The following is an 18,729-nucleotide window of genomic DNA, read 5'->3' on the forward strand; positions in this document are numbered from 1 at the left end:
CCTTTCTTACTCTGAACGTACGCCCGCGTCGCCTGACGGCAAGGCGTCGACTTTCATTCCAAGGCTCAGTCCCATTTCGGTCAGGATTTCCTTGATTTCGTTGAGGGATTTTTTTCCGAAATTCTTGGTCTTCAACATTTCTGCTTCTGTTTTTTGCACCAAGTCGGCAATCGTCTTGATATTGGCATTCTTCAGGCAATTGGCTGCCCGAACGGACAATTCCAACTCATTCACGCTGCGATAAAGATTCTTATTCACTTCATCCGACAAATCTTCACTGCCCGCAGCCGGTTTCGCATCAGAGCGCTCTTCAGGATTAATGAAGATATCCAAATGTTCGCGGAGGATGCCTGCCGCGTTGGACAACGCGTCACGCGGAGAAATCGTGCCGTCCGTCCAAATTTCAAGCGTCAGCTTGTCATAGTCGGTCATACGACCCACACGCGCGTTCTCGACATGGAAATTCACCCGCTTGATCGGGGAGAAAATCGAGTCCACGGCGATCACCCCGATGGGCAATCCTTCTTCTTTATTTCGTTCAGCCGGCACAAATCCACGGCCATGCTTGATCGTCATTTCCAAATCTAGCGAGGCATCTTTATCCAGAGTCGCAATATGCAGATCAGGAGTGAGAATCGTGACATCCCCATCGTGCGTAATATCAGAGCCCTTCGCTTCCCCAGGCCCTTTTTTCTTGAGCCGGATGGTCTTTGGCTTGTCGCCCTGCAACGCCAACCGCAGGCTTTTCACATTCAAAATAATGGATGTGACATCTTCTGTCACGCCAGGAATCGTGGAGAATTCGTGCAACACTCCTTCGATCTTGACGGTGGTTACCGCAGCCCCCGTCAAAGAAGACAGCAACACACGACGCAGGGAGTTCCCCACCGTGGTGCCAAATCCTCGCTCAAATGCCTCGGTCGTAAATCTGCCGAATGTCGGGGAAAGAGTGTCCTTGTCGACTTCCACCCGCATGGGGATCTGAAAGTCTTTCATCGCTTTAATCATGACTCCCCCTTCATTAACTCGTGTGTGCCCATCTATCGTTCAGCCATGACTGGATGAGCAAGCCGCCATCCAGCCACGTATTCTTAGCGCGAGTACAATTCCACGACCATCTGTTCGTTGACCGGGAGCACGATGTGCTCCTTGGTCGGCAACGAACGAATGGTGCCCTTGCAGGCTGCACGGTCCAATTCAAGCCACTCCGGAATACCCCGGCCATCCACGGCCGCCAGTGCTCCTTGAATGGGGAGGAGTTCACGGCTCTTCTGCCGGACTTCCACGGAATCCCCCGCTTTGACAAGGGCACCGGGCGCCTTCACTTTTCGACCGTTGATCATCAAGTGACCATGATTGACCAACTGCCGAGCCTCTTTCCGAGAGGCTCCAAAGCCGAGCCGATACACCACGTTATCCAAGCGGCATTCCAGGAGGCGCAGCAATGTATCGCCAGTGACGCCGGCTTGCCGTTCCGCCCGCTCAAAAATGCCACGGAATTGGCACTCTTGAAGTCCGTAAATCCTCTTGAGCTTCTGCTTTTCACGCAACTGCAGACTATAATCCGACGTCCGCTGACGAGCCTGACCATGCTGCCCAGGGGGATAGCTCCGGCGCTCAATCGCGCACTTCTCGGTCATGCAACGAGACCCTTTTAAAAAGAGCTTCTCGCCCTCTCTCCGACACAAGCGGCAGACAGGTCCACTATATTTTGCCACGCTACTACCCCTCCTCTACCTCAACGACTCAAGTACGACTAAGTCAGCGATTACCTTGTTCTGATGACGTCGGGACCACAACTAGACACGTCGGCGCTTCGGAGGCCGGCATCCGTTGTGGGGGATTGGCGTCACGTCGCGAATCAGATTGATGCGCAACCCGGCGCTTTGCAATGAACGAATGGCGGACTCGCGGCCCGCCCCCGGCCCGTTGACATACACATCAACCTGCCGCATGCCGTTCTCCATGGCCTTTCTCGCCGCCGCCTCTCCCGCTCGCTGCGCCGCAAACGGCGTGCTTTTACGGGAGCCTTTAAACCCTTGATTCCCTGAGCTGGCCCACACCACGGTGTTCCCGCTCATATCCGTAATAGTCACAATCGTGTTATTGAACGACGCTTGAACGTGAGCGACTCCGCTCTGAACAATCTTCCGTTCTTTCTTCTTGCCCTTCTTCACACTCATAGAATCTCCCTCAGCGCATGGCGCCTGCTCGGTCTAATCTCTTATGCTCTTGAACCAGCGGGCTTCTGCGGTTTGCTTCCTACACCGGAGCGGCGCCCCTTGCGGGTACGCGCATTGGTCTTGGTCCGCTGTCCACGAACAGGCAACCCCTTGCGATGCCGGAGCCCACGAAATGTTCCGGTATCCACCAGTCGCTTGATGTTCATCGACACTTCTTTACGCAAATCGCCTTCCACGCGATAGTCACGTTCGATGACTTCTCGAATTTTGACGATTTTGTCTTCACTGACATCCTTCACGCGAATGGATCCGTCGACTCCGGCCTTTTTCAAAATCGCCTGAGCGGCAACACGGCCAATCCCGTACACATAGGTCAGACCGATATCGATCCGTTTGTCTTTTGGCAAATCCACGCCTGCAATACGCGCCATAATTACCCCCTAATTCCTTCCCTTGATTGCACCGTGAGCTGGCTTGAAGGACCTTCGCAACACCGTTCCGATGTCGCCATGACCAGCCTCTTGCAGGCTCGACATACCCCTGCCAAGGCAACCCACATTCCGGTCAACCCTGTCGCTGCTTGTGACGCGGATTAGCGCATAACACCCGAACGACACCACGCCGGCGGACCACTTTACATTTCGCACAAATCGGCTTGACTGACGACTTGACCTTCATAGCAATTCCATTTCTCCACTACTTGAAGCGATAGGTAATCCGGCCCCTGGTTAGATCATAGGGCGACAATTGCACAGTCACCTTATCGCCAGGAAGAATACGGATGAAGTGCATCCGCATTTTTCCAGAGATGTGCGCTAAAATTCTGTGCCCATGTTCCAGTTCTACGCGAAACATCGCATTCGGGAGTGTTTCAGCCACCGTGCCGGTCACTTCTATGACATCTTCTTTTGGCACGTATCGGTACGCCTCCCAGTCTTAATGTGATAACTGTGACAGAATTCTGGCCGGGCCATTCGGCTGAATGGCGATCGTGTGCTCGAAATGAGCGGACCAACGCCCGTCATGAGTCACAGCCGTCCATCGATCTTCCAAAATACGAATCGCACTGCTGCCCATATTCACCATGGGTTCAATCGCCAACACCATCCCAACTTGAAGACGCGGCCCCTGCCCTGGCCGTCCATAATTTGGAACCTGAGGTTCTTCATGGAGCTGCCGTCCTATACCATGACCGACGAATTCAGTCACCACGGTAAAGCCAGCCTCCTCAACATGAGTTTGCACCGCGTGTGACACATCAGAAAGCCGATTACCGACCACGGCTTTCGCGATGCCACGGTACATCGACTCTTCGGTCACCTGAATCAGCCGTAGAGCCTCGCTGCTTGCCACACCAACCGGCACCGTCACAGCGGAGTCACCATAGAAGCCTGAAACGATCGCTCCCAAATCAAGGCCGATAATATCACCTTCCTTGAGGCGACGCTTGGATGGAATTCCGTGAACAACCTGCTCGTTGACCGATGCACACAACGTCTTGGGGTAGTTCCGATATCCTTTGAAGGCGGGAATGGCACCACGAACTCGAATCGCCTCTTCAGCCATACGATCCAAATCATCAGTTGTAATGCCCGGTGCCACCTTCTCCTTTAACAACTCCAACACTTCTGCCACCACATGAGAAGCCTGCGCCATTAACGAGACTTCGTCCGGCGTCTTGAACACGATCATTTAGCGCCAAGCCCAGCGAGCACCCTCGATAACCTATCGTAAACGTGAGTCATATCGCCAGACCCATCAAGGTCACTCAGGACTTTCTTCTTTTCATAGTAGGCAATTAACGGCGCAGTCTGCTCATCATAAACTTTCAAACGGGCTTCAATGGTCTCCGGCTTGTCATCGCTTCGTTGAACCAGCGAAGCGCCACAGCGGTCACATTGACCCTCAATTTTCGGCGCGGCGAAATTTATATGAAACACGCTCTGGCACTTTGGACAACTTCGGCGACCACTCAGGCGTCTAATCACATCTTCACGAGAGACCCGGAAATTAACGACGCGATCAAGGCTTACACCTCGCTCGGCCAGAATTCCACTCAACTCTTCGGCCTGGGGAACAGTCCGTGGGAATCCATCTAAGATGAAACCATTCTGACAAATCGGTTCAGCCACTTTGGCACGAACCATACCGATAACGACATTGTCAGGAACAAGTTTCCCGGCATCCATACTCTTTTTCGCCTCGATCCCTAAAGCGGTCTGGTTCCTCACGGCCTCTCTCAAGAGGTCTCCGGTAGAAATCTTGGGCCAACCAAACTGAGCGGTCACCCGATCAGCCTGAGTTCCTTTTCCCACCCCTGGTGCACCGAGAAACACGAGACGCATTGAATTTCCTTACGTCGTCCGGCCCCGAAGTTTACCCTTCTGAAGAAATCCATCGTAATTGCGATTCAGTAGATGCGACTCGATTTGCTGAGCCGTATCAAGCCCGACCCCGATCACGATCAGTAGAGAGGTACCCCCGAAATAGAAAGGCATATTCAGTTTGTAGATAAGAAACTCCGGAATCACGCAGACGATGGCGAGATAAATCGCGCCGGCAAAAGTAATTTTCGTCAATACCGAATAAATATAGTCGGAGGTACGTTGCCCCGGCCTGATTCCAGGAACGAACCCACCGTATTTTTTCAAATTATCTGCCATATCAACGGGGTTCATCACCACCGCAGTATAAAAGAAGCAGAAGAAGACGATCAGGCCGACATACATCAAGGTATACAGCAGCGATCCTGGGGCTAACTGTGAGCCAATAGCCTTAATCCACGGCGTTTCAAAAAACCCGGCAATGGTGGCGGGAAAGGCAATAATCGACGAAGCGAAAATGGGAGGAATGACTCCTGCCGTGTTGATCTTGAGGGGAATATGTGTACTTTGCCCACCGTAAACCCGTCGACCAATAACTCTTTTTGCATATTGAACCGGCACTTTTCTTCGCCCGCTCTCCAAAAAGACGATGGCAGCTACCACCCCAAACATGATGAGCGTCAATACGACCAAGAGCGGAAAACTCAGTTGGCCGACCTTATACAGATCGAACGTTTGAGCAACGGCGGCAGGGAGCCTGGCCACAATTCCTGCAAAAATAATGAGCGAAATACCGTTCCCGATACCACGCTCTGTAATTTGCTCGCCCAGCCACATCAGAAAGCCGGTTCCGGCGCAGAGCGTAATAACGGTCATGAATCGGAAACCCCAGCCTGGGCTGAGCACGAACGCTCCTTGGTTCATTTGCTCAAGGCCGACGGCAATGCCGAATCCCTGAATCAAAGCGATGACGATCGTACCGAATCGTGTGTATTGAATAATTTTCTTCCGGCCTCGTTCGCCCTCTTTCGCTAATTTTGAGAGGTGAGGAATGACCACCGTCAACAGCTGAAGAATAATCGATGCGCTGATGTAGGGCATGATCCCCAGCGCAAAGATTGTCAGTCGTGAGAGGGAGCCACCGGAAAAAATATCCAGGAAGCCTAGAAGCGCACCACCTTGCTTCTGCAGGAACTCAGAAAGAGCCTCTCCATTGATACCAGGCGTGGGAATGTGAGCGCCGACACGATAGACGATAAGCATCCCCAGCGTAAACAACACGCGGGTACGGAGCTCAGGGATCTTGAAGATGTTTTGAAAACTAGTCAGCAGACGCTCAAACACAGGGAATGACCTCGGCCCTCCCCCCGGCTGCCTGAATCTTTGCCTCTGCTGACTTGCTGAACTTATGAGCCTGAACCACTAGAGGCTTCGTGAGCTCTCCCTGGGCAAGGATCTTAATCAGCTCTCCCTTTCGTCGCACAAGGCCTTCATTCATCAAGAGTTGGGGCGTAATGGCTTCTGTCGTCTCCAGATCAGCCAGACTTTTCAAATTAATGATCGTATACTCAGTTCGAAATTGATTCGTGAAGCCATACTTCGGGACCCGACGAATCAAGGGCATTTGGCCACCCTCAAACCCAGGGCGCTTCCCCCCGCCTGAGCGAGCCTTAAGACCCTTGTGACCCTTAGTCGCGGTCTTTCCATGACCGGACCCTGGACCGCGCCCGATTCGCTTCCGCTTGTGTTTCGCTCCTCGGGAAGGAGCAAGATCATGCAGCTTCATTGGGGACTCACTTCCAGTAAATAGCCTACCTTTGCAATCATGCCCTTAACCTGATCGCTGGCAGGACGCAACACAGTGGCATTGAGTTTCCGAAGCCCCAATCCCCTCAGCACCAATCGATGCTTATGCGGTGTCCCGATAGGGCTCCGCTTCAGGGTGATACGAAGGCTCGCCTGAGCAATTGTTGATTTCTTTTCAGTAGCCATTAGACATGTACCTGCGCTTCGCTTCCAGCACTGCGGCGTAGCCTCATCATTTCTTGAGGATCACACAACTGCTGAAGCCCGTGAAGAGTAGCTCTGACGGCATTGAATGGATTGCCGCGACCCAATGTTTTAGCAATGATGTTATGCGCTCCTGCGAGTTCGACCACAGCCCGCACAGCACCTCCGGCGATGATTCCGGTTCCATCCGCAGCAGGCTTAAGCAGCACATGCTCAGCACCAAAGAGTCCGTGTACTTCGTGCGGGATAGTACCACCCTTGATTGGAACTCGCACCAGATGCTTTTTCGCTTGCTCAACAGCCTTTGAAATTGCGACGGGGACCTCTGCCGCTTTGCCCTTCCCTACACCAACGTACCCCTGCCCATCTCCTACCACAACCAAAGCACAGAAGTTAAAACGCTTTCCGCCCTTGACTACTTTGGCAACGCGGTTGATAAATACCACCTTGTCCTTGAGGCTCAATTCTTCGGGATTGACTCGCACAACGTCATTCTCCTTTAAGTCGTCTCATTTGGCTCGTCACGAGCAGAAGATGGTTAATCTGCACGATTCCTTGCCTAAAACTGTAGGCCGCCTTCGCGCGACGCATCAGCCAAGGCCTTCACTCGACCATGATACTGCCGCCCTCCGCGATCAAAGACCACCATTGAGACCTTGGCAGCCTTAGCACGCTCGGCGATAAGCTTTCCAACCGCCTTCGCACCCTCAATACTTCCGGTTGACTTCACGGATTTCCGCAACGACTCGTCCAACGTGGAAGCTGCCGCAACCGTATGCCCGCGAAGGTCATCGATAATTTGGGCGTAAATGTGAGCACGACTGCGAAACACATTTAAGCGTGGCCGCTCACTCGTTCCGATGACTGACTTCCGAACACGTTGTTTACGGCGCGCTAATTTTCTGTTTTTTTCTTGGGTATTCATCAGATGCCTCTACTTGCCGGTCTTGCCCGCCTTCTTCCTCAAGACTTCCCCGGCGTATCGAATTCCTTTTTGCTTATACACATCAGGTGGCTTAATCGAGCGAATGTTCGCTGCGACCTGACCGACTAGCCGCTTATCAACGCCCTTAATGGAGATGAGAGTTTGCTTGTCCACCTTGACATCAATGCCCGCGGGAACAGTATACGTCACGGGATTAATGTACCCGACATTGAAACTCATCTCGCGTCCCTGAAGCTGTGCCTTGTAACCGACGCCAGTAATCTCAAGCGCTTTCTCATAACCCTTCGTGACGCCCTGGATGATATTACTGAGCTCCGCACGAACCAACCCGTGCATTGCGCGTATCTGGCGCGCATCACCAGAACGGTTGACAACTAGCTGCCCGTCATTTACAGCAACGCTCAATCCATCGGTCAGCTTCCAATCAAGTTTCCCAATCGGGCCCTTGACTGAAACAACACGACCGGCAACCTTAATGTCCACACCAGCTGGAACTGAAATTGGTTTCCGCCCTATCCGCGACATACGAACCCCGTTACGTTACAGCGACCCCAGTTATTACCGCGCCTCAGCCGACACTTTTACCAGACGGAACAAAGAACTTCACCACCTAATCCGGACCGCCTGGAATCACTGTCGGTCATAAGACCTTTCGAGGTAGAGATGACCGCCACACCAATCCCATTCCTTACCTTAGGCACGTCATCCCGACCGACATACACCCGACGCCCAGGCTTGCTGATTCGACGCATACCCGTGATCATCGGTCGCGCCTCCTCAACATAGCGAAGCTGGACGGAGAAGTAGGGATGACCATCTTCTTGAAATTCGCCGTAACCAAGAATGAATCCCTCCTTGCCAAGGATGTTCAGAATCTGCCGCTTTACCTTGGAAACTGGGACCTTCACCACATCTTGACGCCGACGAGCAGCGTTCCCTAATCTCACTAACAGATCAGCAATTGGATCAGTAATCATGCATTCCTCTTCTACGCTTGCAGCGGCAAGCTTCCAGCAGGCCGACTACCAGCTTGACTTTCGCACTCCGGGAATTTCACCCTTGAGGCTCAGAAATCGAAAACAAATACGGCACATCCGAAAACGTCGCAAAAATCCACGGACGCGACCACAGAGCCCGCATCGGTGATAGTCACGACAGGCGAACTTTGACTTTGCGGCGGCCTTATTCTTGAGCGCTAATCTAGACACTGAATCCCCCTTACTCGTACTTGCCTACAACGCCACACCTACCGAACTAAATGTGCACTAGGCCCGAAACGGCATTCCCAAGTGCTTGAGCAACGCCTTGCCCTCGTCATTCGTTCTCGCGGTAGTGACAATGGTGATATCCATACCGTGGATGGAGGCGACACTATCGTACTCAATCTCTGGGAAAATCAATTGCTCTTTTAAGCCGAGCGTATAGTTGCCACGGCCATCAAATGCCTTGGGGGATATGCCACGAAAGTCACGGATTCGTGGGAGCGCGAGAGAAATTAAACGGTCGAGGAACTCCCACATGCGTCGGCTTCTGAGCGTAACCTTCGCACCGATGGGCATGCCTTGCCTCAACTTAAAACCGGCGATCGCCTTTTTCGCTCTTGTAGTGACAGGCTTTTGACCGGTGATGATCCCGAGCTCATTCGACGCACTCTCAAGTAACTTGACGTTCTGAATCGCCTCACCCATACCCACGTTCAAGACAATTCTTTCAAGCCTTGGAACCTGCATCAAATTTCCGTAGCTGAACTCTTTCATGAGAGCCGGAACCACCTGTTCCCGATAAGTCTCCCTGAGTCGCGGCGCGAACTGATGCTCATTGCCGGAGTCCTGAGAGATCTCAGGAACGGCCGCTTCCTTCTTTGCTGGCGACTTTGGAGTAGCTCCTTTGCCGCTTTTACCCTTCTCTACTTTTGCCATGAACGTCTTTCCTGTTCCGACTATTCGACGATTTCTTTTGATTTCTTACTCAGCCGGGCCCGCCGACCATCTTCCTGGCGCTTGACCCCCAACCGAGTTGGCTTCTTCGCAACTGGACACAAAAACATCACATTGGAAATGGCAAGCGGGGCCTCGCGCTCAAGAATCCCACCTTGACGAAGTTTTTGATTCGGCTTGGTGTGACGCTTGATCATGTTCAATTTTTCAACCAAGACCTTGCCGTTTATAGTGTCCACAGACAAGACCTTGCCTGACTTGCCACGCTCACGCCCGGTCACCACCACGACGGTGTCGCCCTTGCGAATTTTCGTTTTGATTCGTGCCATCCCTACCAGAACCTTTCTTCCTTCAACTACAAGACTTCCGGCGCAAGCGAGATAATTTTCATAAACTTCTTCCAGCGAAGCTCACGAGCGACTGGGCCGAAAATACGGGTACCAACAGGCTCCCCTTGCGCGTTGATCAACACACAGGCATTGCGGTCAAACTTGATGTAAGACCCGTCGTCACGGCGCACTTCCTTCGTAGTACGGACGATGACTGCGCGACTCACATCACCCTTCTTCACACCGGCCTGAGGAATCGCTTCCTTGACGGCCACGACAACAATGTCGCCTAACGATCCGTACCGACGCCTGGTCCCACCAAGCACATGAAAACACATGACTTGCTTCGCGCCTGAATTATCGGCCACATCCATGTATGTGTAATTCTGAATCATGCCCTGCCCTACTCACTGCCAAGGATCAAATCACCTCAGCGGTTCAAGTGTGTTCCGTAGTTACTTTTCAGGTTGCCCCTTGACCATGACGCGTACCACACGCCAATGCTTATCTTTGCTGATGGGACGTGTCTCACTGAGCTGTACCCGATCCCCTACTTTGCACACGTTACCTTCATCGTGCGCCTTAAGCTTTGTCACCCGGCGAAGAACCTTCTTGTAGATGGGATGAATTACCGAGCGCTCCACGGCAACGACCACCGTCTTATTCATCTTGTTGCTGACGACGTTGCCATACCATTCACGTCGATGTTGTTGGCCTTCCTTCATACGACCCTTCTCTCCTACTTACCAACCGGTTGGTCGGCTTGTGTCTGCAGCAATTCCAGTTGGCGCCTGACCGTTTTGAGCCGAGCAATATCTCGCTTCGTACTCCGCACTTGCATCGGGTTCTCCAACCGCCCGATCCCAAGCTGGAATCGGAAATTAAACAGTTCATGACGCAACTGCTTTTCTTTTTCGGCCAACTCATCAATTGAGAGACCGCTCAGATCTTTCACATCCATCACATCACCACTCAACACGCGCTACAGGTTACTGAAACTCACCGCGGACAACGAATTTGGTTGCGATAGGAAGCTTGTAAGCAGCCAACTTCAGTGCCTGCTTAGCGACATCGGGAGCCACGCCACCCATTTCATACATGATCCGACCTGGCTTGACTACGGCCACCCAATACTCAGGGTTCCCCTTACCTTTACCCATGCGAGTCTCTGCTGGCTTCTTGGTAATTGGTTTATCAGGGAAAATCCTTGTCCACACCTGACCACCACGCTTGACGAAACGAGTGATAGCAATACGCGCTGCCTCAATTTGGCGGCTAGTGACCCAACCGGGCTCCAATGCCTTCAAGCCAAACTCACCAAGCGTGATAGCTCCTCCGCGGTAGGCCTTCCCCCGCATCCGTCCCTTTTGCATTTTTCTGAACTTAACTTTCTTTGGCGCTAACACAAACCCACCTTTTCCTTATCGAGGCTTCTCAGCCAAGCCGGCCTAGCGCCGAGTCTGGTTTCAGTTGAAGGGCAGGCAACAGTTCACCCTTGTAGATCCAGGTCTTCACACCAATCTGCCCCATCGTGGTATGCGCCTCGGCGAAACCATAGTCCACCTCGGCACGCAAGGTATGAAGGGGTACACGCCCTTCTCGATACCACTCGGTTCGAGCGATTTCTGCACCGCCCAAACGTCCCGCTACCATGATCTTGATTCCTTGGGCCCCCAGACGAAGAGCAGACTGCACACTGCGCTTCATCGCGCGACGAAATGCAACGCGCTTCTCCAATTGGGTCGCCACATTCTCGCTAACCAATTGCGCATCCAATTCAGGCTTCTTAATTTCTTTGACCGTGATGTACGCCTGACCAGAGTATTCCCTCTCCAGAGCGGCCTTGAGCTTGTCAACCTCGGCGCCTTTGCGCCCAATGATAATGCCTGGACGAGCCGTATGGATGATCACCCTCGTCTGGTCGCCTGAGCGCTCAATTTCCACTTTGGCGACTCCAGCATGGTACAACTTGGCTTTCACCATCTTTCGGATCTTAATGTCTTGATGCAAAAGCCTGGCATAGTCCTTATCCGCGTACCAGCGGGAGCTCCACGTGTAGTTATACCCGATGCGATACCCAATTGGATGTGTCTTCTGACCCATGAAGAATAACCCTCAGTCTAAGTGTAAAAGCTCTAGCTATTCACCGCGGCGCCAGGAGCAGCAACCGCAATTGTGATATGGCTGGTGCGCTTCTGAATTGAATTGGCCCGGCCCATCGATCGCGCACGAAAACGCTTATAAATTGGGCCGCAGTTCACCACGGCTTGAGACACCCACATTTCGTCACTATCCCCCAATTCCTTCTGCTCCGCATTGGCGACGGCGGAACGAAGGAGCTTCTCAATGACACGTGCGGCATGCTTCGGAGTGTGCCGGAGCATAGCCAACGCCATCGGGACCTGCTGCCCGCGAATCATGTCGATGACAATGCGCGCCTTCCTAGGCGTCACTCTCACAAAACGTAATATTGCTTTTGCTTCTGCCATAGCTGACCCCACCCAAACCTTCCGATCCTTCAGCAAACCAGCGATTACTTAAGAGCCACTGCTTTTTCGGTCTTTGCCTGCCCATGCCCTTTAAAAAACCGGGTAGGAGCAAATTCACCGAGCTTATGGCCAACCATGTTTTCTGTGACGAAGACGGGAATAAACTTCTTCCCATTGTGCACGGCAAACGTGTGCCCAATCATATCCGGCACAACCGTAGAACGACGCGACCAGGTTTTAATCAGCTTCCGATCCTTCGTCTGATTCATCTGCTCAACTTTTTTCATCAGATGATCGTCAACGAATGGACCCTTGGTAATTGAACGAGGCATTCTCGGCTCTCCTACTTCTTCCTACGCGAGATGATGAACTTATCGGTCGCCTTGTTCTTGCGGGTCTTATAGCCCTTAGCTGGCGTACCCCAGGGAGACACAGGGTGAGGATTGCCCTGCCCTGACTTTCCTTCTCCACCACCATGCGGGTGGTCGACAGGGTTCATAACCACACCTCGAACGTGGGGACGCTTACCCTTCCACCGTGCACGACCAGCCTTACCGACAACAACGTTTTCATGATCAACGTTACCGACCTGACCAACCGTAGCCATGCAAGTCGACAGGACCTTGCGCATCTCGCCGGACTTCAGACGAATCTGAACGTAGGCCCCATCACGCCCCATAACTTGAGCAGATCCCCCGGCGCTGCGGATCAACTGACCACCCTTGCCAGGCTTCAGTTCAATGTTGTGAATCGTAGTACCAAGGGGAATATTCACGAGCGGCAACGCATTCCCCGGCCGAACCTCGGCGCCGACACCGGACTGCACCTCATCATTGACGGACAATCCTACGGGAGCAAGAATGTAACGCTTCTCACCATCCGCATAGTGCAGCAAGGCAATTCTTGATGATCGATTGGGATCGTATTCAATAGACGCGACCTTAGCTGGAATACCTGCCTTATCCCGACGAAAATCGATCTGACGATAAAGTCGCTTATGCCCACCCCCACGAAATCGAATGGTTTGGCGTCCGTCATTGTTACGCCCGCCCGTCCGGAGATGGAAGCCGGTCAATGACTTCTCAGGCTTCTTCTTAGTCAGCTTCTCTCCCTGGATAGCGGTCATGCCACGCCGACCAGGTGTCGTCGGTTTATAAACTTTTAATGCCATAGCTGATTCTCACTCTATCGAGAGGCCCACCGGCTAAACGCTTTCGAATAGCTCCAGCTTCTCGCCTTCTTTCAACGTGACAAATGCTTTCTTCCAATCAGAGCGCTTTCCAACAAATCGACCGAGTCGCTTCACCTTGCCGCGAATATTGACCACGTTCACGCGGGAGACCTTGACCTTTAAAAGCGATTCAACGGCCTGCCTGATCTGAATCTTATTCGCATCAGGATGCACCAGAAACCCAACCGTATTACCTTGCTCACGCAAGGCCGTAATCTTTTCAGTCAACAACGGCTGTATTAATACTTGATGGAGGTCGCCCTTCATGACCACACCTCCTTAACCCGATTTACTTCACTTTGCGGTATGACCAGGGAGTGGCATCGGAGGACGTCGTACACATTCAGCTCTTCAGGCCTTAAGACCGTGACATTCGAAAGGTTCTTTCCTGCCTGGACGAGATGCGAATTGGCGTCACCAACAACAAGCAATGCCGTGCCTGAAATGCCGAGTTGCGACAGCGCGTTGGCGAGCAACTTCGTCTTGGCTTGATTGATGGCTAAATCAGACACTACAAGAACATTCCCTTCCAGCACTTTTGCCGACAAGGCGCTCTGCAGCGCTGCACGGTATTTCTTTCTTGGCATGCCAAACGCGTAGCTTCTCGGCTTCGGACCGAAAACGGTCCCTCCATGCCTCCAGACAGGGGAGCGCAAAGACCCAGCACGAGCCCGTCCGGTATGCTTTTGCTTCCACGGCTTCTTACCAGAACCACTCACCTCGCCCCTGCGCAAAGTTGAAGCGGTTCCCTGACGATCACAAGCACGCTGCATCACAACGGCTTCATGCACCAACGGGACATGCGGCTTGCAGCCGAATACTTCGCTTGGCAAGTCAACTGTACCGACTTTTTTCTTCTTCGAGTCAACAACATCAACGATCGGCATGGCTCAACTCTTTTTCGATTTCCGCACAATAAGCAATCCATTCACACCACCAGGGACTGCTCCGCGGACGAACAACAGGTTTTCATCTGGACGGGCGTCGACCACCTTTAGTCGCTGAACCGTGACGCGCTCATCCCCCATATGCCCAGGCAGGGCCTTATTTTTCCAAACACGGGACGGATACGAACTGGCGCCGATGGATCCTGGCGCGCGGTGGAACATAGAACCGTGCGTTTCAGGGCCACCCGCATAGTTGTGGCGCCGAACCACCCCCTGGAATCCCTTACCTTTAGAGACACCGACCACATCAACCCAATCACCTTTTTTAAACATATCGACCTTAATCGTCTGGCCGACAGTCGCATCCCCGACTTTCGGAAACTCGCGCAACCAACGACTCGGAGGAGCTTGATGCTTTTTCAGATGACCGAGCTCGCCCTGCGACAACCTCTGCTCCTTGACTTCGCCGAAAGACAGCTGCACAGCCTCGTAGCCGTCACGCTCTTTCGTCTTAACTGAAACGACGCGGCAAGGGCCTGCCTCGATCACCGTGACCGGAGCCAACACACTCTCGTCATAAACTTGGGTCATCCCCAACTTTTTTCCCAATAATCCGTTTGTCATCGTCTTCCTGTCAGCTCAAATGAGATTGGCTGAACCCAATCGTCAGAGCTTAATCTCCACGTCAACACCGGCCGCCAAATTCAACTTCATGAGCGAGTCCATCGTTTCCGGCGTCGGCTCCATAATATCTAACAGCCGCTTGTGAGTGCGGATCTCAAATTGCTCACGAGACTTCTTATCAACGTGAGTCGAGCGCTGCACTGTAAACTTTTCAATTCGAGTCGGCAAGGGAATGGGCCCGACTACCCGAGCACCACTACGCCTCACAGTCTCAACGATCTCGACTACCGATTGATCAAGCACGCGATAATCAAAACCGCGCAACCTGATTCGAATTCTTTGATCGACTTTCACGCTCAACTCCTCACATGCCGGCCAATGGACCGGGACAACACTATGCTAAAATTTCCGTGACGACGCCCGAGCCGACGGTCTTGCCGCCCTCTCGAACCGCAAACCGCAATCCCTGATCCATGGCGATCGGGCTGATCAACTCGCCCGTGACCGTCACATTGTCTCCCGGCATCACCATCTCCACGCCCGGCGTTAACGTCACGATCCCCGTCACGTCGGTCGTCCGGAAGTAGAACTGCGGCCGGTAGCCGTTGAAGAACGGCGTATGACGTCCGCCCTCTTCCTTGGTCAACACATAGATCTCGGCCTTGAATTTCGTGTGCGGCGTGATGCTCTTCGGCTTGGCCAACACCATGCCCCGCTCCACATCCTCTTTCTTCGTGCCGCGCAACAAGACGCCGATGTTATCGCCCGCTTGCCCCTCATCGAGCACCTTGCGGAACATTTCCACGCCCGTCACGATGGTCGTCTGCGTGGGCCGCAAGCCGACGATTTCGATTTCGTCGCCGACCTTCACGATCCCCTTCTCGCACCGGCCCGTCACCACCGTGCCGCGCCCACTGATCGTAAACACGTCCTCGATCGGCATCAGGAACGGCTTATCAATGGCCCGGGTCGGCGTCGGAATGTAGGTATCGACGGCTTCGAGCAACTTCAGAATGGACGGCACGCCCAACGGCCCCTGATCCCCCTCGACCGCCTTCAGCGCCGACCCCTGCACGATCGGAATCTTATCGCCCGGGAAGTCGTACTTCGTCAGCAGCTCCCGCACTTCGAGCTCGACCAATTCCAACAATTCCTTGTCGTCGACCTTGTCCGCCTTGTTCAGAAACACCACGATGTAGGGGACGCCGACTTGGCGCGCCAACAAAATGTGCTCCCGCGTCTGCGGCATGGGACCGTCGGCGGCACTCACCACCAGGATCGCCCCGTCCATCTGCGCGGCGCCGGTGATCATGTTCTTCACATAATCCGCGTGGCCCGGGCAGTCAACGTGCGCATAGTGCCGGTTGTCCGTCTCGTACTCGACGTGGCTGATCGCGATCGTCATGATCTTGCTGGCATCCCGACGCCCCTGACTCTCGCTCGCCTTCGCCACTTCGTCATAGCTGATGAATTTCGCCATCCCGCGATCCGCGCAGATCTTGGTCAGCGCACTCGTCAGCGTCGTCTTGCCATGGTCCACGTGCCCGATCGTCCCGATGTTCACGTGGGGCTTTCGTCGCTCAAACTTCGCCTTCGCCATCCCCTATCCTCCCCTAATTCACAAAACGAAACACTTTACTCACCCCGATGCTTTGCGGTAATTGCTTCCGCAATTTGACGCGGCACCTGGTCGTAGCGGTCGAATTCCATGCTGTATGTTGCGCGCCCCTGCGTTCTGGAACGCAAATCGGTCGCATAGCCGAACATTTCCATGAGCGGCACGGTTGCCTCGATAGCCTGAGCACCGGCGCGCACTTTCATGCCCTGAACCTTCCCTCTGCGACCGTTCAAGTTACCAATGACATCACCCATGAAATCTTGAGGCACGAGCACCTCAACTTTCATGATCGGCTCAAGCAAGACTGGATCAGCCTTTTTGCAGGCGTCAGCAAATCCCATCGAGGCGGCGATCTTAAACGCCATTTCATTCGAGTCGACATCGTGATAGGAGCCATCAATGACGGTGACCTTGACATCGCGCAACGGGAACCCAGCCACGACGCCGGTCTCCATGCGCTCCTTGACACCTTTTTCAATGGCGGGAATATATTCCTTCGGAATGGACCCACCAACAGTCTTATTAATAAACTCCAGCCCCTTACCGGACTCCGAAGGCTCTACGGTCATAACCACGTGACCGTACTGGCCACGACCACCAGTCTGCTTGATGTACTTTGACTCCGCCTCAGCCTTTCGACGGATGGTTTCCCGAAACGCGACTTCAGGCTTGCCGACATTGGCCTCAACCTTAAATTCACGCATCAGCCGATCAACAATGATCTCGAGATGCAACTCACCCATACCGGCGATAATCGTCTGGGCAGTCTCCTCATCGGTCCGCACCCGGAACGAAGGATCTTCCTGCGCCAACTTCTGCAAGGCGAACCCCATCTTTTCCTGGTCCGGCTTGGTTTTTGGCTCAATCGCCATAGCAATAACCGGCTCAGGGAACTTCATAATTTCGAGCAGCACAGGCTGCTTCTCATCGGCCAGCGTATCACCGGTAGTAGCATTCTTAAGACCAACCGCAGCGGCAATATCACCGGCGTAGACGATATCGATCTCTTCACGCTTGTTGGCGTGCATCTTCAACAGACGACCAACACGATCCTTTGTTCCTTTGGTCACATTCAGGACCGGCGTACCGGTCTTCAACGTGCCCGAGTAGACACGGAAAAATGTGAGCTGACCAGCGAACGGATCCGTCATGATCTTGAAGGCCAAAGCCGAAAACGGCTCGGAATCAGAGGGACGCCTTTCGACTTCCTTCGAAGTATTGGGATCGACGCCAATCACAGGAGGAATATCCACCGGAGAGGGAAGGAAATCAACGACGCCATCCAGAAGTTGCTGAACGCCCTTATTCTTAAATGCGGATCCGCACAAGACAGGCACCACCTTCATGGCGATAGTCCCGGCGCGAACGACCCGCCGCACCTCCTCCTCGCTCAAGGGCTGACCGTTGATATACTTCTCCATCACTTGATCGTCGAACTCAGCCACTGCATCGAGCATCTTCTGACGATACTCATTGGCCTGATCGACCATATCAGCAGGAATCTCACCGATCTTATACTTGGCGCCCAGCGTCTCGTCGTCGTAAAAATAGCCCTTCATCGAAATGAGATCGACAGACCCGCGAAACTCAGCTTCCCGCCCAATCGGAATCTGAATGGGCACGGGATTGGCACCCAGCCGATCGATAATCGACTGAACACTGGCATAAAAGTCCGCGCCAATTCGATCCATCTTATTCATGAAAGCGATACGCGGGACTTCGTACTTATCAGCTTGACGCCAGACGGTTTCAGACTGAGGCTCGACACCCTGAACGGAGTCAAAAGCGGCGACCGCACCATCCAGTACACGCAGGGACCGCTCGACCTCGATCGTAAAGTCTACGTGACCAGGCGTATCGATAATATTGATACGGTGTTCACGCCAGAAACACGTCGTAGCAGCAGCCGTGATCGTAATACCACGCTCACGCTCCTGCTCCATCCAATCCATGGTGGCGGCGCCCTCATGAACCTCGCCCATCTTATGCGTCATTCCCGTATAGTAGAGAATTCGCTCTGTAGTCGTAGTCTTGCCGGCATCAATGTGCGCCATGATGCCGATATTTCTTGTTCGCTCTAACGGTGTCTGCCTAGCCACAACTCCCCCAGAAAAAACGAACGTGCTGCCTTCCGAGCCGCAAACCTTCCAC

The 18,729-nt window shown here is 53.4% G+C and carries 32 protein-coding genes; all 32 read right to left on the reverse strand.

Features of this window, described 5'->3' with window-relative positions; translation table 11 throughout:
• Nucleotides 1–6 precede the first annotated feature (6 nt).
• Nucleotides 7–1,008, reverse strand: coding sequence for a DNA-directed RNA polymerase subunit alpha (locus NSND_RS07215; RefSeq protein WP_013247914.1), 1,002 nt, complete (start codon nucleotides 1,006–1,008; stop codon nucleotides 7–9).
• A gap of 83 nt (nucleotides 1,009–1,091) precedes the next feature.
• The gene (gene rpsD, locus NSND_RS07220; RefSeq protein WP_080878352.1) at nucleotides 1,092–1,718 is read right to left on the reverse strand and encodes a 30S ribosomal protein S4; all 627 of its coding nucleotides are present in this window, start codon (nucleotides 1,716–1,718) and stop codon (nucleotides 1,092–1,094) included.
• Between the two features lie 81 nt (nucleotides 1,719–1,799).
• Nucleotides 1,800–2,183 (reverse strand): 30S ribosomal protein S11, encoded by a 384-nt coding sequence (gene rpsK / locus NSND_RS07225; protein ID WP_013247912.1) that lies wholly within the window; start codon nucleotides 2,181–2,183, stop codon nucleotides 1,800–1,802.
• A gap of 41 nt (nucleotides 2,184–2,224) precedes the next feature.
• Nucleotides 2,225–2,614 (reverse strand): 30S ribosomal protein S13, encoded by a 390-nt coding sequence (gene rpsM / locus NSND_RS07230; protein WP_080878353.1) that lies wholly within the window; start codon nucleotides 2,612–2,614, stop codon nucleotides 2,225–2,227.
• Between the two features lie 133 nt (nucleotides 2,615–2,747).
• Complete coding sequence (rpmJ, locus tag NSND_RS07235; RefSeq protein ID WP_080878354.1) at nucleotides 2,748–2,861, reverse strand: 50S ribosomal protein L36; 114 nt, start codon at nucleotides 2,859–2,861, stop codon at nucleotides 2,748–2,750.
• An 18-nt stretch (nucleotides 2,862–2,879) separates the two neighbouring features.
• Nucleotides 2,880–3,098 carry a translation initiation factor IF-1 gene (infA, locus tag NSND_RS20910; RefSeq protein ID WP_013247909.1) on the reverse strand — a complete coding sequence of 73 codons (219 nt, stop codon included), beginning with the start codon at nucleotides 3,096–3,098 and terminating at the stop codon, nucleotides 2,880–2,882.
• Between the two features lie 21 nt (nucleotides 3,099–3,119).
• On the reverse strand, nucleotides 3,120–3,875 hold the full coding sequence (gene map, locus NSND_RS07240; protein WP_143833454.1) for a type I methionyl aminopeptidase: 756 nt from the start codon (nucleotides 3,873–3,875) through the stop codon (nucleotides 3,120–3,122).
• Nucleotides 3,872–4,528 carry an adenylate kinase gene (locus NSND_RS07245; RefSeq protein WP_080878355.1) on the reverse strand — a complete coding sequence of 219 codons (657 nt, stop codon included), beginning with the start codon at nucleotides 4,526–4,528 and terminating at the stop codon, nucleotides 3,872–3,874. The genes map and NSND_RS07245 overlap by 4 nt, the downstream gene beginning before the upstream one ends.
• Before the next feature lie 9 nt (nucleotides 4,529–4,537).
• The gene (secY, locus tag NSND_RS07250) at nucleotides 4,538–5,851 is read right to left on the reverse strand and encodes a preprotein translocase subunit SecY (RefSeq protein WP_143833455.1); all 1,314 of its coding nucleotides are present in this window, start codon (nucleotides 5,849–5,851) and stop codon (nucleotides 4,538–4,540) included.
• Nucleotides 5,844–6,293, reverse strand: coding sequence for a 50S ribosomal protein L15 (gene rplO, locus NSND_RS07255; protein ID WP_013247905.1), 450 nt, complete (start codon nucleotides 6,291–6,293; stop codon nucleotides 5,844–5,846). Before rplO ends, secY begins: the two co-directional genes overlap by 8 nt.
• Nucleotides 6,290–6,499, reverse strand: coding sequence for a 50S ribosomal protein L30 (gene rpmD, locus NSND_RS21900; protein ID WP_080878356.1), 210 nt, complete (start codon nucleotides 6,497–6,499; stop codon nucleotides 6,290–6,292). The genes rplO and rpmD overlap by 4 nt, the downstream gene beginning before the upstream one ends.
• Nucleotides 6,499–7,002: a 30S ribosomal protein S5 gene (gene rpsE, locus NSND_RS07265; RefSeq protein WP_013247903.1), complete on the reverse strand. Its 504-nt coding sequence runs from the start codon at nucleotides 7,000–7,002 to the stop codon at nucleotides 6,499–6,501. The genes rpmD and rpsE overlap by 1 nt, the downstream gene beginning before the upstream one ends.
• Before the next feature lie 74 nt (nucleotides 7,003–7,076).
• Nucleotides 7,077–7,442, reverse strand: a complete 366-nt coding sequence (rplR, locus tag NSND_RS07270) for a 50S ribosomal protein L18 (protein ID WP_080878357.1) — start codon at nucleotides 7,440–7,442, stop codon at nucleotides 7,077–7,079.
• Nucleotides 7,443–7,451: 9 nt separating this feature from the next.
• Nucleotides 7,452–7,988, reverse strand: coding sequence for a 50S ribosomal protein L6 (gene rplF, locus NSND_RS07275; protein ID WP_080878358.1), 537 nt, complete (start codon nucleotides 7,986–7,988; stop codon nucleotides 7,452–7,454).
• 56 nt (nucleotides 7,989–8,044) lie between these two features.
• Nucleotides 8,045–8,440: a 30S ribosomal protein S8 gene (rpsH, locus tag NSND_RS07280; RefSeq protein ID WP_080878359.1), complete on the reverse strand. Its 396-nt coding sequence runs from the start codon at nucleotides 8,438–8,440 to the stop codon at nucleotides 8,045–8,047.
• 45 nt (nucleotides 8,441–8,485) lie between these two features.
• Complete coding sequence (locus tag NSND_RS07285) at nucleotides 8,486–8,671, reverse strand: type Z 30S ribosomal protein S14 (protein WP_080878360.1); 186 nt, start codon at nucleotides 8,669–8,671, stop codon at nucleotides 8,486–8,488.
• 57 nt (nucleotides 8,672–8,728) lie between these two features.
• Nucleotides 8,729–9,382, reverse strand: a complete 654-nt coding sequence (rplE, locus tag NSND_RS07290; protein WP_255373852.1) for a 50S ribosomal protein L5 — start codon at nucleotides 9,380–9,382, stop codon at nucleotides 8,729–8,731.
• Between the two features lie 20 nt (nucleotides 9,383–9,402).
• Nucleotides 9,403–9,729 (reverse strand): 50S ribosomal protein L24, encoded by a 327-nt coding sequence (rplX, locus tag NSND_RS07295; protein ID WP_080878361.1) that lies wholly within the window; start codon nucleotides 9,727–9,729, stop codon nucleotides 9,403–9,405.
• Between the two features lie 26 nt (nucleotides 9,730–9,755).
• Nucleotides 9,756–10,124: a 50S ribosomal protein L14 gene (rplN, locus tag NSND_RS07300; protein WP_013247896.1), complete on the reverse strand. Its 369-nt coding sequence runs from the start codon at nucleotides 10,122–10,124 to the stop codon at nucleotides 9,756–9,758.
• 60 nt (nucleotides 10,125–10,184) lie between these two features.
• Nucleotides 10,185–10,454 (reverse strand): 30S ribosomal protein S17, encoded by a 270-nt coding sequence (gene rpsQ, locus NSND_RS07305; RefSeq protein WP_013247895.1) that lies wholly within the window; start codon nucleotides 10,452–10,454, stop codon nucleotides 10,185–10,187.
• A gap of 14 nt (nucleotides 10,455–10,468) precedes the next feature.
• Nucleotides 10,469–10,690, reverse strand: coding sequence for a 50S ribosomal protein L29 (rpmC, locus tag NSND_RS07310; protein ID WP_080878362.1), 222 nt, complete (start codon nucleotides 10,688–10,690; stop codon nucleotides 10,469–10,471).
• Nucleotides 10,691–10,718: 28 nt separating this feature from the next.
• Nucleotides 10,719–11,135 carry a 50S ribosomal protein L16 gene (gene rplP / locus NSND_RS07315; RefSeq protein ID WP_080878363.1) on the reverse strand — a complete coding sequence of 139 codons (417 nt, stop codon included), beginning with the start codon at nucleotides 11,133–11,135 and terminating at the stop codon, nucleotides 10,719–10,721.
• A 28-nt stretch (nucleotides 11,136–11,163) separates the two neighbouring features.
• Nucleotides 11,164–11,832 carry a 30S ribosomal protein S3 gene (gene rpsC, locus NSND_RS07320; RefSeq protein ID WP_080878364.1) on the reverse strand — a complete coding sequence of 223 codons (669 nt, stop codon included), beginning with the start codon at nucleotides 11,830–11,832 and terminating at the stop codon, nucleotides 11,164–11,166.
• Nucleotides 11,833–11,864: 32 nt separating this feature from the next.
• Nucleotides 11,865–12,218 (reverse strand): 50S ribosomal protein L22, encoded by a 354-nt coding sequence (rplV, locus tag NSND_RS07325; RefSeq protein WP_013247891.1) that lies wholly within the window; start codon nucleotides 12,216–12,218, stop codon nucleotides 11,865–11,867.
• A 44-nt stretch (nucleotides 12,219–12,262) separates the two neighbouring features.
• Nucleotides 12,263–12,550: a 30S ribosomal protein S19 gene (gene rpsS, locus NSND_RS07330; protein WP_013247890.1), complete on the reverse strand. Its 288-nt coding sequence runs from the start codon at nucleotides 12,548–12,550 to the stop codon at nucleotides 12,263–12,265.
• An 11-nt stretch (nucleotides 12,551–12,561) separates the two neighbouring features.
• Nucleotides 12,562–13,389 (reverse strand): 50S ribosomal protein L2, encoded by an 828-nt coding sequence (gene rplB, locus NSND_RS07335; protein WP_080878365.1) that lies wholly within the window; start codon nucleotides 13,387–13,389, stop codon nucleotides 12,562–12,564.
• Between the two features lie 33 nt (nucleotides 13,390–13,422).
• Nucleotides 13,423–13,716 (reverse strand): 50S ribosomal protein L23, encoded by a 294-nt coding sequence (locus NSND_RS07340; RefSeq protein WP_080878366.1) that lies wholly within the window; start codon nucleotides 13,714–13,716, stop codon nucleotides 13,423–13,425.
• Nucleotides 13,713–14,336 (reverse strand): 50S ribosomal protein L4, encoded by a 624-nt coding sequence (gene rplD, locus NSND_RS07345; RefSeq protein WP_080878367.1) that lies wholly within the window; start codon nucleotides 14,334–14,336, stop codon nucleotides 13,713–13,715. The genes NSND_RS07340 and rplD overlap by 4 nt, the downstream gene beginning before the upstream one ends.
• Before the next feature lie 3 nt (nucleotides 14,337–14,339).
• Nucleotides 14,340–14,960 carry a 50S ribosomal protein L3 gene (rplC, locus tag NSND_RS07350; RefSeq protein WP_080878368.1) on the reverse strand — a complete coding sequence of 207 codons (621 nt, stop codon included), beginning with the start codon at nucleotides 14,958–14,960 and terminating at the stop codon, nucleotides 14,340–14,342.
• Nucleotides 14,961–15,002: 42 nt separating this feature from the next.
• The gene (gene rpsJ / locus NSND_RS07355) at nucleotides 15,003–15,314 is read right to left on the reverse strand and encodes a 30S ribosomal protein S10 (protein WP_013247885.1); all 312 of its coding nucleotides are present in this window, start codon (nucleotides 15,312–15,314) and stop codon (nucleotides 15,003–15,005) included.
• Nucleotides 15,315–15,354: 40 nt separating this feature from the next.
• Nucleotides 15,355–16,560: an elongation factor Tu gene (gene tuf / locus NSND_RS07360; protein WP_080878369.1), complete on the reverse strand. Its 1,206-nt coding sequence runs from the start codon at nucleotides 16,558–16,560 to the stop codon at nucleotides 15,355–15,357.
• A 35-nt stretch (nucleotides 16,561–16,595) separates the two neighbouring features.
• A complete protein-coding gene (gene fusA, locus NSND_RS07365) occupies nucleotides 16,596–18,677 on the reverse strand; it encodes an elongation factor G (protein ID WP_080878370.1) in 2,082 nt (693 codons plus the stop codon).
• Between the last annotated feature and the right edge of the window lie 52 nt (nucleotides 18,678–18,729).

It is taken from the genome of Nitrospira sp. ND1 (assembly GCF_900170025.1).
Taxonomy (GTDB): Bacteria; Nitrospirota; Nitrospiria; order Nitrospirales; family Nitrospiraceae; genus Nitrospira_A.

What these genes read in the sequence shown, in the direction of transcription:
- NSND_RS07215 (WP_013247914.1), bottom strand. Translation starts at nt 1,008, where the DNA reads ATGATTAAAGCGATGAAAGACTTTCAGATCCCCATGCGGGTGGAAGTC.
- rpsK (WP_013247912.1), bottom strand. Translation starts at nt 2,183, where the DNA reads ATGAGTGTGAAGAAGGGCAAGAAGAAAGAACGGAAGATTGTTCAGAGC.
- rpsM (WP_080878353.1), bottom strand. Translation starts at nt 2,614, where the DNA reads ATGGCGCGTATTGCAGGCGTGGATTTGCCAAAAGACAAACGGATCGAT.
- rpmJ (WP_080878354.1), bottom strand. Translation starts at nt 2,861, where the DNA reads ATGAAGGTCAAGTCGTCAGTCAAGCCGATTTGTGCGAAATGTAAAGTG.
- map (WP_143833454.1), bottom strand. Translation starts at nt 3,875, where the DNA reads ATGATCGTGTTCAAGACGCCGGACGAAGTCTCGTTAATGGCGCAGGCT.
- NSND_RS07245 (WP_080878355.1), bottom strand. Translation starts at nt 4,528, where the DNA reads ATGCGTCTCGTGTTTCTCGGTGCACCAGGGGTGGGAAAAGGAACTCAG.
- rplO (WP_013247905.1), bottom strand. Translation starts at nt 6,293, where the DNA reads ATGAAGCTGCATGATCTTGCTCCTTCCCGAGGAGCGAAACACAAGCGG.
- rpmD (WP_080878356.1), bottom strand. Translation starts at nt 6,499, where the DNA reads ATGGCTACTGAAAAGAAATCAACAATTGCTCAGGCGAGCCTTCGTATC.
- rplR (WP_080878357.1), bottom strand. Translation starts at nt 7,442, where the DNA reads ATGAATACCCAAGAAAAAAACAGAAAATTAGCGCGCCGTAAACAACGT.
- rplF (WP_080878358.1), bottom strand. Translation starts at nt 7,988, where the DNA reads ATGTCGCGGATAGGGCGGAAACCAATTTCAGTTCCAGCTGGTGTGGAC.
- rpsH (WP_080878359.1), bottom strand. Translation starts at nt 8,440, where the DNA reads ATGATTACTGATCCAATTGCTGATCTGTTAGTGAGATTAGGGAACGCT.
- rplE (WP_255373852.1), bottom strand. Translation starts at nt 9,382, where the DNA reads ATGGCAAAAGTAGAGAAGGGTAAAAGCGGCAAAGGAGCTACTCCAAAG.
- rplX (WP_080878361.1), bottom strand. Translation starts at nt 9,729, where the DNA reads ATGGCACGAATCAAAACGAAAATTCGCAAGGGCGACACCGTCGTGGTG.
- rplN (WP_013247896.1), bottom strand. Translation starts at nt 10,124, where the DNA reads ATGATTCAGAATTACACATACATGGATGTGGCCGATAATTCAGGCGCG.
- rpsQ (WP_013247895.1), bottom strand. Translation starts at nt 10,454, where the DNA reads ATGAAGGAAGGCCAACAACATCGACGTGAATGGTATGGCAACGTCGTC.
- rpmC (WP_080878362.1), bottom strand. Translation starts at nt 10,690, where the DNA reads ATGGATGTGAAAGATCTGAGCGGTCTCTCAATTGATGAGTTGGCCGAA.
- rpsC (WP_080878364.1), bottom strand. Translation starts at nt 11,832, where the DNA reads ATGGGTCAGAAGACACATCCAATTGGGTATCGCATCGGGTATAACTAC.
- rplV (WP_013247891.1), bottom strand. Translation starts at nt 12,218, where the DNA reads ATGGCAGAAGCAAAAGCAATATTACGTTTTGTGAGAGTGACGCCTAGG.
- rpsS (WP_013247890.1), bottom strand. Translation starts at nt 12,550, where the DNA reads ATGCCTCGTTCAATTACCAAGGGTCCATTCGTTGACGATCATCTGATG.
- rplB (WP_080878365.1), bottom strand. Translation starts at nt 13,389, where the DNA reads ATGGCATTAAAAGTTTATAAACCGACGACACCTGGTCGGCGTGGCATG.
- NSND_RS07340 (WP_080878366.1), bottom strand. Translation starts at nt 13,716, where the DNA reads ATGAAGGGCGACCTCCATCAAGTATTAATACAGCCGTTGTTGACTGAA.
- rplD (WP_080878367.1), bottom strand. Translation starts at nt 14,336, where the DNA reads ATGCCGATCGTTGATGTTGTTGACTCGAAGAAGAAAAAAGTCGGTACA.
- rplC (WP_080878368.1), bottom strand. Translation starts at nt 14,960, where the DNA reads ATGACAAACGGATTATTGGGAAAAAAGTTGGGGATGACCCAAGTTTAT.
- tuf (WP_080878369.1), bottom strand. Translation starts at nt 16,560, where the DNA reads ATGGCGAAGGCGAAGTTTGAGCGACGAAAGCCCCACGTGAACATCGGG.